Origin of the sequence: Amycolatopsis cihanbeyliensis (genome assembly GCF_006715045.1) — a bacterium.
Taxonomy (GTDB): domain Bacteria; phylum Actinomycetota; class Actinomycetes; order Mycobacteriales; family Pseudonocardiaceae; genus Amycolatopsis; species Amycolatopsis cihanbeyliensis.
Window position 1 is genome coordinate 887838 of the sequence record NZ_VFML01000002.1, and the last position, 14852, is coordinate 902689.

The window sequence follows — 14852 nt, forward strand, 5'->3', positions numbered from 1 at the left end:
CGTTTCCACCGGGCCCGGTGTGGCAGGATCGCCGGCGTGGATGCCGATGCGCGGATGTACCTACGGCGAGGTGGCCGGGACACGGGACCGTTGCTGGTGCTGCTGCACGGGCTGGGCGCCACCGGGGAGGTGTGGAACGACCTCACCGAAGGACTGCCCGGCCGGTGGCCGGGTGGCTGGCTCGTCCCCGACCTGCCGGGTCACGGCCGCTCGGCACCGGTGCCGCGCTACTCCTTCGGGCGGCTGGCCGCCGAGGTGGCCGGGGCGCTACCCACCGACCGCGAGCTGGTGGTGCTCGGGCACTCCCTCGGCGGCGTGCTCGGGCTGGCCCTCGCCAGTGGCTGGTTCGGCGTCCCGGTGGCCGGGGTGTGCGCGCTCGGCGTCAAGATCCGCTGGTCGGAAGAGGAGCTGTCCAGTGCGGCAGGCCTGGCGCGGAAACCGAACCGGATCTTCCCCTCCCGCCACGAGGCCGCCGAGCGGGCGCTCAAGGTCGCCGGACTCACCGGGCTGTGGCAGCCCGACTCCCCCGCGCTGGAGCCGAGCATCGAGCGGGTCGGTGAGGGCTGGCGGCCGACCATGGACCCGGCGGCGTTCGGCGTCGGCGCCCCCGACCTGCCCGGCCTGCTCGCCGCCTGCCGCGCCACGACCCTGCTCGCAGCGGGCGAGCACGACCCGATGTGCCCCGAGGAGCACCTGCGCGCGCTCGACACGGAGTTCGAGGCACTCCCGGTATCGGCCACAACGCCCACGTCGAGGCCCCCGTGGCCCTCCTCCCCCTGCTGGACCGCCTGCCGTGAGTGGCGACCCGTTCCCCGCGAAACGCGCGGAACGGGTCACGCACAGCAGGTGGCCAGTGCGGCGATGGCGGACTCGAGTTGGGCGTCGGAAAGGTAGGGGGCGGGGCCGAGGCGGAGGTACTCGCCGCGGCTGTCGGTGGAGACACCGCGCTCGGCGAGTGCCTGGCGCAACCCCGCCGCGTCCCGGCAGCGCAGGGCCAGGAAGCCGGCGAACTCGGTGAGCGGCACGCCGCGGTCCCTGGTGATCACCGACTCCGGCAGGTCCAGCCGGTCGAAGCGGTCGGCGAGCAGGCCGAGCTGGTGCTGCGTCACCGTGCGCAGGAACTCCGGGGTGAGCCCCCGCTCGGCGCGGAACCGCAGGACCCGCGCCGCCCGGTAGTGGCTGGTCGGGTCATAGGTCGCGCCGGCGAACCGGTCCCCACCCCGCGCGTAGACCACCCGGTCCGGGTCGGGCTCCTCGGCCAGCGTGCCGAACTCGGCGAACCAGCCGGTGACCACCGGGCGCAGGCCGGCGGCGTGCGGGGGAAGCCGCAGGAAGCAGTTGCCCTCGCCCAGCTGCAGGTACTTGTACCCGCCACCGAGCACCCAGGCGTCACCGAGCCCGAGCTCCCGCAGCGGTAGCGGGAACACGCCGAGCGCGTGGTAGGCGTCGACCACCAGCTCGGCCCCGCGCGACCGGCAGGCCGCCGCCACCGCGTCCAGGCCCGGCACGATCCGCGCGGTCTCGAACAGCACCGCCGACACCAGTACCGCGGCCGTGCGGTCGTCCACCACGGCGGCGAGGCGCTCGGCGAGCGTGCCTGCCGGTGCCGCGGGTACCCGGACCACCTCGATGCCTTCCTCCGCGAGCCTGGCAAGCTGCCGGCGCGCGGAGTGGAACTCCCCGTCCGTGGTCACCAACCGCGGCCGCCTCCGAATGTCCACACTGGACAAAAAGCGGACCAGCAGCTCATGCGTGTTGACCCCGAGTGCGATATCCCCGTCATCGGCGAGCAACGCCCGCACGCCGACGCGCACCTCCTCGGCCATCCGGGAGGCCGCCTCCCACTTCGCGTCCACATCCCGCGCGGCGTCCTCGAACGCGGCCAGCTGACCCTCGCGCGCGACGTCCGGCCACGCCTGGTGCGAGTGCCCGGTCAGCAGCAGGCGCTCACCGACCCGGAACCGCGAGTACTCCGCGGCGAGCGCGTTCGGCGTGCGGCGCAACGAATCCAGGTTCACAGCTTGCTCCGTACCGCCCACAGGTCAGGAAAAGCGGGCGTGAACAGCGTAGTACGCAGGTAGGCCGCGCCGGATGAGCCACCGGTTCCCGCCTTGTCCCCGATCGTGCGCCGCACCATCTGCACGTGCCGGTACCGCCACTCCTGCATGCCCTCGTCCAGGTCCACCAGCTGCTCGCAGAGCAACGCGGGCCCGGCATCGTCCGCGTACACCCGCAGCAGGGTCGCCTGCAACTCCGCGGAGGGCTGCACCGGTTGCCGGACGTCGGACCGCTCGAGGACCGGGTAGCCACACACCCGCAGGTACGCACGGAACGAGTCGCACAGCGAGGGCCGCGACATCGCGTCCGCGATCCGCCGCCTGGCCTCGCTGCCCTCCGGGTAGTGCCGGAACACCTGCTCGTCCCGCCTGCCGAGCACGGCCTCCAGCTCCCGGAACTGCGCGGACTCGAAGCCACTCGCCGCGTCCAGCCTGGCCCGGAACCCGGCGAACTGGCTCGGCGTCATGGTCTCCAGCACATCGATCTGCGCCACCACCACCTTCAGCACGGTGAGCACCCTGCGCAGGCCGCGGGAGGCATGCGCGGTGTCCCCTGCGGCCAACCGGTCCTGCACGTAACCCAGCTCGTGCAGGATCTGCTTGAACCACAGCTCGTACACCTGGTGGATGACGATGAACAGCATCTCGTCGTGCTCGTCCGAACGCGGCCGCTGTGCCCCCAGCACCTCGTCCAGCGCGAGGTAGGACGTGTAGGTCAGCGCGGGGCTGTCGTTCATGGCTCGCCCGTCGTCGGCGCCGCCACGCTCGGCTCCTCCTCCCCGCGCTCCTCGGCCCGCGGGCCGGACCTGCGATGCTCGCTCGTCGTCGTCCTCAGCGCCACCACGCTCGGCTCCTCCTCCCCGCGCTCCTCGGCCCGCGGGCCGGACCTGCGATGCTCGCTCGTCGTCGTCCTCACGGTCGTTCACGGGGTGACCACCTCGTCGAAGTGTCGCCCGGCGGCCTCGGCGAGCGCCGGGTAGAGATCCTGGAACAGCGCCACCGCGTCGGCCCGCCGGCGGGGCGGTGGCACCAGTGCCTCGGGCAGTTCGGGGTCGAGCATCGGAAACCGGCGGAACGCGTGCACCAGCCTGGTCCGCACGGCGAACGCGGTGGCGTCGTCCAACCGGACGTTCTGGTACCGCTCGAACTCCGCGACGAACGCGGCGTAGCGCTCGGCCAGTGCCTCCAGGTCCCAGGCGCGGGCCGCGAACACCCGCACGTCCACCGGCGCGGGCGGCCTGCCCACCATCAGCCCGGCATGTGGGCGCACTTCCAGCTCCGCCAGCAGCTCGGCCACCTCCCGCTCCCGGTCGTGCGGCGCCAGCCAGGTGCCGTCGCCGACCGGGCCGAAACCGAGGAAACGCAACCGGCGCACCAGGCGGGCCCTGGCCAGCTTGCGATCCTCCGGAACGCTGTGCCACAGCAGGGTCCACGGTTCGTCCGCGGATCGCCGCCGCCCGAAGGAGAAGATGCGCTCGTCGCCATCGGCGAGGATGGCCAGCGTGCGCCCGGAAGGGGTGTAGTGCACCTGCCTGCCGTCGCGATGACGTTCCAGCAGGTCCCGCTGGGCCATTCTGGTCAGCGCCACTCGCGCCGCACCCGCGGAGAAACCGAGTTCGGCCAGCAACGCCACCAGGCCGCCCGCCCACACCGACCGGTGCCGCCGCGGCCGCAGGTAGCTGCCGAGCAGGGTCATCACCAGCTCCTGTGGCGCCTGCTCGACCATGACCTCACCACGCACACTCCCAACTCTATACACATCACCGGAGTGAGGTGTAATTTGATCCGGGTGAAGGTCGGGATCGGACTACCGAACACGACACCGGGCACCGGCGGCACGCTCCTGCTCGAGTGGGCGCGCCGGGCCGACGCGGGCCCGTTCTCCTCGCTGGCCGTCCTCGACCGGCTGGTCTACGACAGCCTCGATCCCTTCACCGCACTGGCCGCGGCGGCCGCGGTCACCGAGCGGGTCAGGCTGGCGACGATGATCGCGATCGGCCCGCTGCGGGGCGCCGCGTTGCTGGCCAAGCAGGCCGACTCGGTGCACACGATCTCCGGCGGCAGGCTCACCCTCGGCCTGGCCGTGGGCGCCCGGCGGGACGACTACGAGGCGGCGGGCGCCGACCACCGCACCCGTGGCGAGACGCTGTCCGCGCAGCTGGCACACCTGCGCGGCGACGAGCGTGCGATGGAGCTGCTCGTGGGCGGGGCGAGCGGTGCCGCACTGGCCAGGATGGCCCGCTACGCCGACGGGTACGCGCACGGTGGCGGCCCGCCACGGGCGTTCGCCTCGGCCGCGACCAGGGCGAGGGCCGCCTGGCGGGACCACGGCCGTCCGGGCCGGCCGCGCCTGTGGGGGCAGGGCTACTTCGCGCTCGGCGATCCCGAGCGGGGCGGCGACTACCTGCGGGACTACTACGCCTTCACCGGGCCGTTCGCCGAGCGGATCGCCGCCGCGAACCTCACCAGCGCCCGCGCCGTGCGGGACTTCGTGCGCGGCTATCGCGAGGCGGGCTGCGACGAGCTGGTGCTGTTGCCCACCGTGCCCGACCCTGCCGAGGTCGACCGGCTGGCGGAGGCGCTCGCGATATGAGTACCTTCATGCCGAGCCGCGGCCGCCAAGCTAACCGCAGAGCGCGCCCCCGGCCGAAGGCCCCGCTATCGGGGCGGCGGGGCGCATGGCGTCATGGACATGCGCCGGGTGGCGAGCCGCGCCCCGTCGACACGGTCGCGGTCGCGCGCGAGAGCGCGGAGGAGAGATGAAGGTGTCCGTGCTCGGCGCCGGGCCTTCCGGGCTGTATCTGGGGATACTGCTGAAGAAGGCGCGCGCCGGGCACGAGGTCACCGTCCTCGAGCGCAACCCGCCGGACGCGACCTTCGGCTGGGGCGTGGTGCTCTCCGAGGAGACCCTCGGCGCGCTGCGCGACGCCGACTACCCCAGCTTCCTCGAGATCACCGACACCTTCGCCCGCTGGGACGCCATCGACATCTCCTATCGCGGCGAGCTGCGACGTTGCCGGGGCCACGGGTTCTCCGCGATCGCGCGCAAGCGGTTGCTGAACATCCTGCAACGCCGCTGCGCCGAGCTCGGGGTCGAGCTGCGCTTCGGCGTGGAGGTGGCGGACCCGGCCGCGCTCGCCGCCGAGTCCGACCTGCTGGTGGCCGCGGACGGGGTGCACAGCATCGCCCGCCGCACCTGGGATTTCGGCAGCACGGTACGGCCACAGGGCGGCAAGTACATCTGGTACGGCACCGACCGGGTCTTCGACGCCTTCCGGTTCGCCTTCGCCGACACCGAGCACGGCATGATCCAGGTGCATGCCTACCCGTTCGACGAGCACACCAGCACCTTCATCGTGGAGACGCCCGCGGACACCTGGCAGGCCGCGGGGCTGCCCGAGGCGAGCGAGCGGGAGAGCGTCGAGTTCTGCGAGCGGCTGTTCGCCGCCGATCTCGCCGGGCACCGGCTGCTGTCGAACAAGTCGGTGTGGCTGGACTTCCCGCTGGTGCGCAACCGTAGCTGGCAGGCGAAGAACGTGGTGCTGCTCGGGGATGCCGCGCACACCGCGCACTTCACCATCGGCTCGGGTACCAAGCTGGCGATGGAGGACGCGATCGCGCTGGCGAACGCCTTCGTCCGGCACGGCAACACCCCGGCGGCGATCCAGCCCGCGCTGGCCGACTACGAGCAGGAGCGGCGGCCCGTGGTGGACCGCTTCCAGCAGGCCGCCGCGGACAGCGCGGACTACTTCACCCGGGTGGGCAGGCATGCCCGGCTGGACCCGCCGCAGTTCGCGATGAACCTGCTCACCCGCAGCGGGCGGATCAGCCACGGCAACCTCGCCCAGCGGGACCCGGACTTCGTGCGCGCCGTGGACGCCTGGTTCGCCGGGGGCGGGGCCCGGCTTTTCGGCCCGCCCCCGATGCTGGTGCCGCTGCGGCTCGGCGACACCGTGCTGCCGAACCGGGTGGTGTGCACCGCCGCCGGTCCCGAGGAGCTGGCCGAACGCGCCCGCGGCGGCCCCGGGCTGGTGCTGACCGAACTGGTCGCGGTGTGCGCGGACGGCCGCACGGCGCCGGACTGCCCGGTACTGGACGGCGACACCACGGCCTGGGAGGCCGCGGTCGGGCGCGCGCACGAGGCCGGTGCGCTGGCGGGAATACGGCTCGGCCACGCGGGCAGGCGGGGAGCGGTCCGGCAGGCCCGGTTCGGGGTGGACCTCCCGCTGCCCGCGGACCAGGCATGGCCGCTGCTGTCCGCGTCGGCGCTGCCGTACGGCCCGGGCAGTGCCACGCCGAAGGCCATGGACGCCGAGGACACGGCCCGAGTCCGGGACGCCTTCGCCGGCGCGGCGGCGGCCGCCGTGCGGGCCGGGTTCGACCTGCTGGAGCTGGACTGCGCGCACGGTGGGCTGCTGGCGAGCTTCCTGTCCCCGCTGGCCAACCACCGCACGGACGGCTACGGCGGGAGCGTCGAGGGCAGGCTGCGGTTGCCGCTGGAGGTACTGGCGGACGTCCGCGCGGCGGCCGACGGCAGGCCGGTCGTGGTGCGCCTGAGCGTCACCGACTGGGCGCCGCGCGGGCTGTCCCTGGACGAGGGGGTCGAACTGGCCCGTGCCATGGCACGGGCGGGGGCCACGCTGATTCACGTGGAGGCCGGGCAGACGGTGGCCGAGTCACGCCCGGTGTACCGGCGCGGTTTCCTCACCGCGTTCGCCGACCGCGTGCGCAGCGAGGCCGAGGTGGCCACCATGGTCGGCGGGCACCTGACCACGACCGATGAGGCGAACACGGTGCTCGCCGCGGGCCGGGCCGATGTGTGCGTCCTGGAGCTCAGCACGACCTCGAACGGGGAGGCAGCGTGATCCACTTCGCCGATCTCACCTGCCCGCAGGTGGAGGCCCTGCGCACCGGCAGCCGAATACCGGTGCTGCTGCTGCCGATCGGCGCTGTCGAGCCGCACGGGCCGCACGCACCGCTCGGCACGGACGCCATCATCTCGACCGGCATGTGCGAACGCGCCGCCGCGCGGTTCCAGGGCGACGCCGAGGTGCGGGTGCTGATCCTGCCCGCGCTGGCCTACGGGGTCACCCGGTACGCCGCCCGGTTTCCCGGGGTGATCGGGGTGAGCGAGGAGACCCTGCACAGGCTGGTCGTGGACGTCTGCCGGCAGCTGGCCGACCAGGGACTGCCCAGGGTACTGCTGGTGAACAACCACTTCGAGCCGGAGCACCGGGCCACCCTGGGCCGCGCCGTGCGCACGGTGGAGTCCCGGTGCGGCAAGCGGATCGGCTACCTGGACCTGGTGCGGCGGCAGCACGCCGAACGGCTCACCGCGGAGTTCCAGGCCGGCGAGTGCCACGCGGGCCGGTACGAGACCTCGCTGGTGCTGGCCGAGCGCCCCGAGCTGGTGGACACGGCGCGGATGCGCGCGCTCCCCCGGGTCGCCGTCGATATGCCTGCCGCGATGGCCGAGGGCAAGCAGGACTTCCCCGCACTCGGGATGACCCAGGCGTACTGCGGCTCCCCCGCCGAGGCCACCGGCGCGGAGGGCGCCGCGACCTTCGACGTACTCACCACCATGCTCACCGAGGCCATCCGCGAACTGGCGAAGGAGGCTTGAGCGACCTGCTCCGAACTGGACGGAGCTGCCCGAGGCGAGCGAAAGAACGCGCGCGGCGACAGCCCACGAGTGGCGAGGCCGGGCGCACCACCTGCGGAGGTGACGGTCATGACCGAAGTCCGAGCCCTGCCGAGCCGATCGTGTCGCGCGTTGGGAAACAGGCACTGAACATGGACTCCAACCTCGCCGCGTACTTCCTCGACCGCAACCTCGCCGACGGGAGGGGCGCGGACACCGCTCTGGTCTGCGGCGATCGGTCGGTCAGCTATGCCGAGCTGGTCGCCCTCTCGGCACGGGCGGGCCACGTGCTCGGCTCGCTCGGTGTGCACAAGGGACACCGGGTGCTGCTGGCGCTGAGCGACGGTGTCGAGTTCGTCGCCGCCTGGTACGGCGCGCAACGGATCGGCGCGGTGACCGCCGAGGTGTACACCTTCCTCACGGCCAAGGACTACGCCTACTACCTCGACTACACCGACCCGGCCGCGGTCATCGTGGACGCGACGACCCTGGAACCGGTGCGGCAGGCGCTGGCGGGCGGCGCCAGGGCCCGGGTACTGGTGACCGGCGTTCCGGATGCCGAGCTACGACCGGATGAAAGTCCGCTGTGGACTTTGATGGAGCGGGCGCCGGCGGAGCTCGACCCGGTACCGGTGGCCGCCGACGAGGTGGCGATCTGGAAGTTCACCACCGGCAGCACCGGCTCCCCGAAGGCCTGCGTGCACCCCGCGGGCAACCCGCTGGCCAGTTTCCGGAACTACGCTCTCGGTGTGCTCGGGCTGCGGGCGAGTGACCGGGTGCTCGCGGTGCCGAAGCTGTTCTTCGGCTACGCCCGGGACCTGGTCGCGCTGTTCCCGTTCGGCGTCGGCGGTACCGGGATCGCCTTCCCCGAGCGCAGCACGGCGGAGCTGCTGTTCGAGCTGATCGAGCGGCACCGGCCGACGGTACTGGTGAACGTGCCGACCATGATGAGCGCGATGGTCGCCCACCCGGCCGCCGCGGAGGCGGACCTGAGCTCGCTGCGGCTGGCCACCTCGGCCGGTGAGGCCCTGCCCGAGGCGTTGCACCGCAGCTGGGACGACACCTTCGGGGTCGAGGTGGTGGACGGGATCGGGTCCTCCGAGGCCTACCACATCTACCTCTCCAACCGCCCCGGCGAGATCCGGCACGGCAGCGTGGGCAGGCCGGTACCCGGCTACACCGCGCGGGTACTCGACGAGGCCGGGGCCGAGCTGCCGCGGGGCGAGATCGGCACGCTCGAGGTGGGTGGGCCGAGTGTGGCCGGCGGGTACTGGGACGCGCCGGAGAAGTCGGCGAGCACCTTCGGCGAGCACACCGTGCGCACCGCCGACCTGTTCAGCCAGGACGTCGAGGGGTTCTTCACCTACCGGGGCAGGGCGGACGAGCTGCTGAAGGTGGGCGGGGTCTTCGTGGCGCCGAGCGAGATCGAGCACTGCCTGCTCGGCCATCCGGACGTGCTGGACTGCGCCGTGCTCGGCCACCCGGATGGCGGGCTGATCCGGCCGAGGGCGCATGTGGTGCTGCGCGCGGGTGCGACCACGGCCACCGAGGAGCTGCGGGAGTTCGCGCGGGCGCGGCTGGCCGGACACAAGTGCCCGCGGGAGTTCCGCTTCCTCGAAGCGCTCCCCCGCACCGCCAACGGCAAGCTCGACCGCCGCGCCCTGCGTGCCGAGGAGACCGCATGACGGGCAGGGTCGTGGTGGTCACCGGCGGGACGCGGGGTATCGGCGCCGCGGTGGCGCGGCGGTTCGCCGACGCCGGTGACGAGGTGCTGGCCCCCGGCAGTGCCGACTGCGACGTCACCGACGAGGCCGCGGTGACCGCCTTCTTCGCCGGGCTGGACCGGGTGGACGTGCTGGTGAACAACGCCGGGGTGGCCACCAGCGCTCCGCTGGCCCGCAGCACCCTCGCGGACTGGCGGCGGCAGTGGGAGGTGAACGCCGCCGGGGCGTTCCTGTGCACCCGTGCCGTGCTGCCGGGTATGCGCGAGCGGGACACCGGGCGGATCGTGACCGTGGCCTCCACCGCGGGCCACACCGGGTACCGGTACGCCTCCGGTTACACCGCGTCCAAGCACGCCGCGGTGGGGCTGATGCGCGCGGTCGCGGCCGAGGTGGCCGGCACCGGGGTGACCGCGAACGCGGTCTGCCCTGCCTTCGTGCGCACCGAGATGACCGAGGGATCGGTCGCGCGGATCGCCGAGACCACCGGGCGGGGCCTCGCGGACGCCGAGGCGTCACTGGCGGCGGCCGCCCCGCTGGGCAGGCTGCTGGAACCGGACGAGGTCGCCTTCGCCGTCACCTTCCTCGCGGCGCCACGGGCGGCCGCGATCAACGGCCAGACCATCGTGCTCGACGGAGGAGGTTTACCGGGATGAGCCCATTTCGGGCGTCGGCCGGGTTCACCGGGAACTGGCGGCATATCGACCTTGCCGTCGAGGACGGGGTGGCCACGGTGACGCTGTGCAGGCCGGACAAGCTGAACGCGCTGACCTTCGAGGCCTACGCCGACCTACGGGACCTGCTCGCGGAGCTGCCGCACCGGGACGACGTGCGCGTGCTGGTGCTGGCCGGGCAGGGCCGCGGGTTCTGCTCGGGCGGGGACGTCGAGGAGATCATCGGCGAGTTGCAGGGGATGAAGACCGCCGAACTGCTGGAGTTCACCCGGATGACCGGGGCGGTGGTGAAGGCGCTGCGGGAGTCGCCGCTGCCGGTAATCGCCGCGGTGCACGGGATCGCCGCGGGCGCGGGCGCGGTGCTCGCGCTGGCCAGTGACTTCCGGTTGCTGGCCCGTTCCGCCGCGTTCGCCTTCCTGTTCACCAAGGTCGGTCTGGCCGGCGCCGATATGGGCTCGGCCTACCTGCTGCCCCGGTTGGTCGGCCTCGGCAGGGCCACCGAGTTGCTGATGCTCGGGGACAAGCTGGATGCCGAGCGGGCCGAGCGGATCGGGCTGGCCACCAGCGTGGTCCCCGACGCCGAGCTGCCCGGCGCGGTGCGGGCGCTGGCCAGGAGGCTCGCCGACGGCCCCGCGGGCGCCTACTCGGCGACCAAGGTGCTGCTCACCAGGGAACTGGACATGGATCTCGGCGCCTCGATCGAGCTCGAGGCGATGACCCAGGCGTTGCTGATGACCGGCGAGGACCACCGCGAGTTCTACCGTGCGTGGTCCGAGGGCAGGGGGGCACGATGGACGGGGAGGTGACCCCGCACCGGGTGGTCACGGCAGCGGAACTGGCCAAACCCGTGGGTTACGCGCACGCGGTGGTCGCGGCGCCCGGCCGGACGGTGTACCTGGGCGGGCAGACCGCACAGGACATGAACGGGGAGATATCGGGTTCGACAATTTCCGAGCAATTTGACATAGCAGCGGGTAATGTGGTGATAGCGCTACGTGCAGCAGGTGGCGGGCCGCAACACCTGGTCTCGCTGATCGTGTACGTAACCGATGTGCCGGCCTACCGTGCCGCACTGCGCGACCTTGGCCCGTTGTACCGCAAGCATTTCGGCCGCCACTACCCCGCCGTCGCACTGCTCGGGGTTGCCGAGTTGTTCGACCCGGACGCGAAGCTCGAGCTGGTCGGCACGGCGGTCATCACGTGACAGGGAGGATTGTTCAGAACGACCCGGCGACCGCGGGCCGCCAGGCCCATGGTCACCGCGGCGCGCAGCGCCACCGGGTGGGTGGTGGTGGGCGACGGGCGGGAGGTCGTTGCAGCTCACCGCACTGGTGATGCGCATTGCAGACCTGAATAACCGACCGCGGAGTAGGACACAGGGCGTCCGCGAACGCGCTGAGAGAAGAGCTGAGAGAAGAGAGGTGTCGTTTTGACCCTTTCCGCCGAACACCGGGAGCTGCTCGAGGACACCGAACGCGTCGCGCGCAAGCTGCAGCCATTGGCCGGGACCGCCGAACCGGGCGCGGTGAACCGGCCCCTGCTCGCCGGGCTGGGCGAGCACGGCCTGCTCTCCCGGCTGTTCCGGCGGGAGGACGACGGCTACGGCGCGGTGTCCGCGATGGATCTGTGCCTGCTCAGGGAGGGGCTGGCCAGGTACTGCACGGAGGCCGAGACGGCGCTGGCGCTGCAGGGTCTCGGCAGCTACCCGATCCTGTCCGCGGGCAGCACCAAGCTCGCGGACGCCTGGTTGCCCCAGGTGGCCGATGGCAGCGCCGTGGCAGGGTTCGCGATCACCGAACCGGAGGCGGGTTCCGACCTCGGTTCCCTCGCGCTGGCCGCCACCCGCGACGGGGACGGTTTCCGGCTCACCGGCGAGAAGGTCTATATCTCCAACGCGCCGGACGCCGATGTGTACTCGGTGTTCGCCCGCACCACGCCCGGTGCGGGCACCAAGGGAATCACCGCCTTCGCCGTTCCCGCCTCGGCGAAGGGACTCAACGGCGAGCGGCTCGCCATGCTGGCGCCGCACCCGATCGGCAGGCTGACCTTCGACGAGGTCTTCGTGCCCGCCGAGCACGTGCTCGGGCAGGTGGACGACGGGATGCGGGTCGCGCGCAGGACGCTGAACCTGTTCCGGCCGAGCGTGGGCGCGTTCGCCGTGGGCATGGGGCAGGCCGCGCTGGACGCCGCCGTGGCGCACACCCGCACCCGGGAGGCGTTCGGCAAGGCACTGCGCGAGTTCCAGGCCGTCTCGCACCAGCTCGCCGATGTGGCCACGCGGCTGAAGGCGGCCCGCCTGCTGGTGCATTCGGCGGCCGAGGCCTACGACTCGGGCACCGCGGACGTGGCCTCCGCGGCCGCGATGGCGAAGGTGTTCGCCACCGAGGCCGCGCAGCAGGCCGTGGATGTGGCGATCCAGGTGCACGGCGCGCGGGCGCTGGAGCAGGGGCACCTGCTGGAACACCTGTACCGGGAGGTGCGGGCGCCGCGGATCTACGAGGGCGCATCGGAGATCCAGCGGGAGATCATCGCGCGGGACCTGTTCCGGTCCTGACGCCCGTTCCGGTACCGCCGGTTACCGACTTTCGGCCGTTGATCAACATCTTCCGAGCGCAATACGCTGCACTGCGGGTGATCCCCGACTTTCTCCCCGTCCCCAAGGGTGTGATCCGCAGTGCCGTTCTCCGCAACACGTCGCAGCAGACGTGCGTCCCTTTCCGCGCTCACCGTCGCCACGGCCGTGGTCGCCACGCTGGGTGTGCAGGTGGCGCAACCGGCCGCCGCGCAGGCGAACCCCCACTGGCCCTCCCCGGAGCAGGTCGTGGCGCCGATCGATCCGCAACGTTGGGAGAATCCCGACGACATGACCTGGCAGGACCTGCGTCCGGTGCCGGGTGTCGACTGGTCGGACCCCAACCGCGAGCCCACCGAACGCACCTTCCGCGCCGCGCTGGTACTGGCCGACTACCAGGACGTGGATTTCGCCGTGACCAGGCCGACCGGCAGCGACATCTTCGGCAACCCGCGGATGAACGTGGGCGTGCCGCGGGAGAACGTCGCCGGGTTCTACCGCGACTTCCTGAACCAACCGCAGCCGCTGAACCACCGGCTGACCATGCACGGCTACTGGATGGAGACCTCGAACGGGCGCTACGGCGTCACGCTGGACTCCTTCGGCGCCTACCGGCTGCCCGGTAAGAAGCACGAGTACGGGCTGAACGAGTGGAACCAGCAGGAGAACTGCCCCTCCGGCGACGACTGCGGCCGTGACCTGCGCGCCGACGTGTTCGCACCGTGGAGGGCCGAGCACGGCGAGGACGTCGCCGAGGACTACGACGTGGTCTTCGTGCTGACCGCGGGCAACGACGAGTCCTCGACCTGGCAGGAGTTCGGCGAGATGCGCTTCGCCGACTGCGAGTCGATCCCCGCGGAGTTCGGACCGCCGGATCCCGCTCTGCCCAAGTGCTCCACCACCCGGTACGTGCCGTGGACCTCATGGGGCGCCGCGGCCAACCACTGGCCGAACGCGCGTGGCCGGAGCACCACGCAGGCCGAGAGCTCGGGGCTCGGCACCTTCTCGCACGAGCTCAGCCACGTGCTGAGCATCGGGGACAACTACAACAACCCGTTCGGTGACCCGCCGCGGCGCAGCTACACCGGGCCGTGGAGCATGATGAGCCGCGGCTCGTTCAACGGGCCCGGCGGCCCGCACACCCGGTATCACGTGCCGGCGACGCAGGGCGGTTCGGTCGGCGTGCACCAGACGTTGCGGGACAAGCTCCGGCTGGACGCGGTCGGCGAGGAACACGTGCTGCGACTGTCCAGGGAGGCACTGAAGTCCTCGGGTGTCGCGGTGATCACGGTGACCGCCCGCTCGGTCCCGATGGGCGTCGAGGGGAGGGACGGCCTGGTCGGGGTGAACGTGGCGATGGAAGCCGACCGCGGCCCGGCCTGTGACCCCGGCGAGGATCCGTTGTGCGACGGCGGGGACTTCGACAACTACACGCTCGAGGTCATCGACCGGATGGGCTATGACTCCTTCGTGCCGGACGCCGGGGTGATGCTGGCCAAGACCAAGGACCAGGACCGGGCGCCGTTCGTGTGGACCGTGGACGCCAACCCGCAGGACATCCGCACGGTGGATTTCGTGCGGCCGGACGGGACCAAGCAGTACATGACCATCGGTGACTACCGGCAGCTTTCCGACGCCCTTTTCCACGCGGGAACCCGCTCCGGCAGCGAGTTCGAGTACGTGGACGAGGCCAACCGGCTGCACTTCTACATCCTGGACGTCCAGCGCGACGACACCGGGGTACTCAGCTACCGGCTGGCGGTGCGCTCGCTGGACGGTTCGGGGCCGCACACCCGCGATGTCGCACTGCGGTCCGGTCGCCCGGTCGGCAAGGTGCCCGCGCGGGTGGCCACCTGCCGGTTCCCGCTCGCCAACACCGGCACGGTGCGGCCGGTCGGCGGTGAGCAACCCGAGGACGTCACCCCGTACGTCTCCTCGGACGTCTACCGGCTGTCCGCCTCGGTGTCCGGGCGCGGCTGGAGCGCCACCCTGCCGAGCGAGGTGGTGGACGCCGAGGCCGGCTCGACGGTGAGTGTTCCGGTGCACGCGGTCCGCGACCCTGCCGGTTCCCCGTGGGCGACCGTCCGCCTCGAGGCCCGCTCGGAGAGCGACAACAGCGTGGTCGCCCGCTCCACCTGCCGCCTGTCCATTCTGGACACCTTCCCCTGGCGGTAACCCGCCGCCATC

14 protein-coding genes are annotated in these 14852 nt (G+C 72.2%); 10 read left to right on the top strand and 4 right to left on the bottom strand.

Annotated features, from left to right (window positions below; all coding sequences use genetic code 11):
- The first annotated feature begins 36 nt into the window (after window positions 1-36).
- Window positions 37-894 carry an alpha/beta fold hydrolase gene (locus FB471_RS32670; protein ID WP_246076835.1) on the top strand — a complete coding sequence of 286 codons (858 nt, stop codon included), beginning with the start codon at window positions 37-39 and terminating at the stop codon, window positions 892-894.
- On the opposite strand, the gene FB471_RS32675 is transcribed toward FB471_RS32670, so the two are convergent.
- Genes FB471_RS32675 through FB471_RS32690 form a run of 4 tightly spaced genes read right to left on the bottom strand, consistent with a single transcriptional unit; the run spans window position 834 to window position 3783 of the window.
- Window positions 834-2018: an aminotransferase class V-fold PLP-dependent enzyme gene (locus tag FB471_RS32675; RefSeq protein ID WP_211358305.1), complete on the bottom strand. Its 1185-nt coding sequence runs from the start codon at window positions 2016-2018 to the stop codon at window positions 834-836. The two genes, FB471_RS32670 and FB471_RS32675, sit on opposite strands and share 61 nt — an antisense overlap.
- Window positions 2015-2794, bottom strand: a complete 780-nt coding sequence (locus FB471_RS32680) for a tryptophan 2,3-dioxygenase (RefSeq protein ID WP_142003667.1) — start codon at window positions 2792-2794, stop codon at window positions 2015-2017. The genes FB471_RS32675 and FB471_RS32680 overlap by 4 nt, the downstream gene beginning before the upstream one ends.
- On the bottom strand, window positions 2791-2973 hold the full coding sequence (locus tag FB471_RS32685; RefSeq protein WP_142003668.1) for a hypothetical protein: 183 nt from the start codon (window positions 2971-2973) through the stop codon (window positions 2791-2793). The genes FB471_RS32680 and FB471_RS32685 overlap by 4 nt, the downstream gene beginning before the upstream one ends.
- Before the next feature lie 6 nt (window positions 2974-2979).
- Window positions 2980-3783: a PaaX family transcriptional regulator gene (locus FB471_RS32690; RefSeq protein WP_246076879.1), complete on the bottom strand. Its 804-nt coding sequence runs from the start codon at window positions 3781-3783 to the stop codon at window positions 2980-2982.
- Between the two features lie 63 nt (window positions 3784-3846).
- Between FB471_RS32690 and FB471_RS32695 the strand changes: the two genes are divergently transcribed.
- The 9 genes from FB471_RS32695 to FB471_RS32735 all read left to right on the top strand — a co-directional run bounded on the left by FB471_RS32695 (window position 3847) and on the right by FB471_RS32735 (window position 14840).
- Complete coding sequence (locus FB471_RS32695) at window positions 3847-4650, top strand: LLM class flavin-dependent oxidoreductase (protein ID WP_142003669.1); 804 nt, start codon at window positions 3847-3849, stop codon at window positions 4648-4650.
- 166 nt (window positions 4651-4816) lie between these two features.
- Window positions 4817-6922 (top strand): oxidoreductase, encoded by a 2106-nt coding sequence (locus FB471_RS32700; protein WP_142003670.1) that lies wholly within the window; start codon window positions 4817-4819, stop codon window positions 6920-6922.
- Window positions 6919-7680: a creatininase family protein gene (locus FB471_RS32705; RefSeq protein ID WP_142003671.1), complete on the top strand. Its 762-nt coding sequence runs from the start codon at window positions 6919-6921 to the stop codon at window positions 7678-7680. The genes FB471_RS32700 and FB471_RS32705 overlap by 4 nt, the downstream gene beginning before the upstream one ends.
- A gap of 170 nt (window positions 7681-7850) precedes the next feature.
- On the top strand, window positions 7851-9383 hold the full coding sequence (locus FB471_RS32710) for a benzoate-CoA ligase family protein (RefSeq protein ID WP_142003672.1): 1533 nt from the start codon (window positions 7851-7853) through the stop codon (window positions 9381-9383).
- A complete protein-coding gene (locus FB471_RS32715) occupies window positions 9380-10075 on the top strand; it encodes an SDR family NAD(P)-dependent oxidoreductase (protein ID WP_142003673.1) in 696 nt (231 codons plus the stop codon). Before FB471_RS32710 ends, FB471_RS32715 begins: the two co-directional genes overlap by 4 nt.
- The gene (locus FB471_RS32720) at window positions 10072-10899 is read left to right on the top strand and encodes an enoyl-CoA hydratase family protein (RefSeq protein ID WP_142003674.1); all 828 of its coding nucleotides are present in this window, start codon (window positions 10072-10074) and stop codon (window positions 10897-10899) included. The genes FB471_RS32715 and FB471_RS32720 overlap by 4 nt, the downstream gene beginning before the upstream one ends.
- On the top strand, window positions 10884-11297 hold the full coding sequence (locus FB471_RS32725; protein ID WP_142003675.1) for a RidA family protein: 414 nt from the start codon (window positions 10884-10886) through the stop codon (window positions 11295-11297). The genes FB471_RS32720 and FB471_RS32725 overlap by 16 nt, the downstream gene beginning before the upstream one ends.
- 225 nt (window positions 11298-11522) lie before the next feature.
- On the top strand, window positions 11523-12647 hold the full coding sequence (locus tag FB471_RS32730) for an acyl-CoA dehydrogenase family protein (protein ID WP_142003676.1): 1125 nt from the start codon (window positions 11523-11525) through the stop codon (window positions 12645-12647).
- A 120-nt stretch (window positions 12648-12767) separates the two neighbouring features.
- Complete coding sequence (locus FB471_RS32735; RefSeq protein ID WP_246076836.1) at window positions 12768-14840, top strand: M6 family metalloprotease domain-containing protein; 2073 nt, start codon at window positions 12768-12770, stop codon at window positions 14838-14840.
- The last annotated feature ends 12 nt before the right edge of the window (window positions 14841-14852 follow it).

Coding starts and splice junctions, on each gene's coding strand:
- FB471_RS32690 (WP_246076879.1), bottom strand. CDS start 3,783: ATGGTCGAGCAGGCGCCACAGGAGCTGGTGATGACCCTGCTCGGCAGC.
- FB471_RS32720 (WP_142003674.1), top strand. CDS start 10,072: ATGAGCCCATTTCGGGCGTCGGCCGGGTTCACCGGGAACTGGCGGCAT.
- FB471_RS32680 (WP_142003667.1), bottom strand. CDS start 2,794: ATGAACGACAGCCCCGCGCTGACCTACACGTCCTACCTCGCGCTGGAC.
- FB471_RS32710 (WP_142003672.1), top strand. CDS start 7,851: ATGGACTCCAACCTCGCCGCGTACTTCCTCGACCGCAACCTCGCCGAC.
- FB471_RS32715 (WP_142003673.1), top strand. CDS start 9,380: ATGACGGGCAGGGTCGTGGTGGTCACCGGCGGGACGCGGGGTATCGGC.
- FB471_RS32725 (WP_142003675.1), top strand. CDS start 10,884: ATGGACGGGGAGGTGACCCCGCACCGGGTGGTCACGGCAGCGGAACTG.
- FB471_RS32700 (WP_142003670.1), top strand. CDS start 4,817: ATGAAGGTGTCCGTGCTCGGCGCCGGGCCTTCCGGGCTGTATCTGGGG.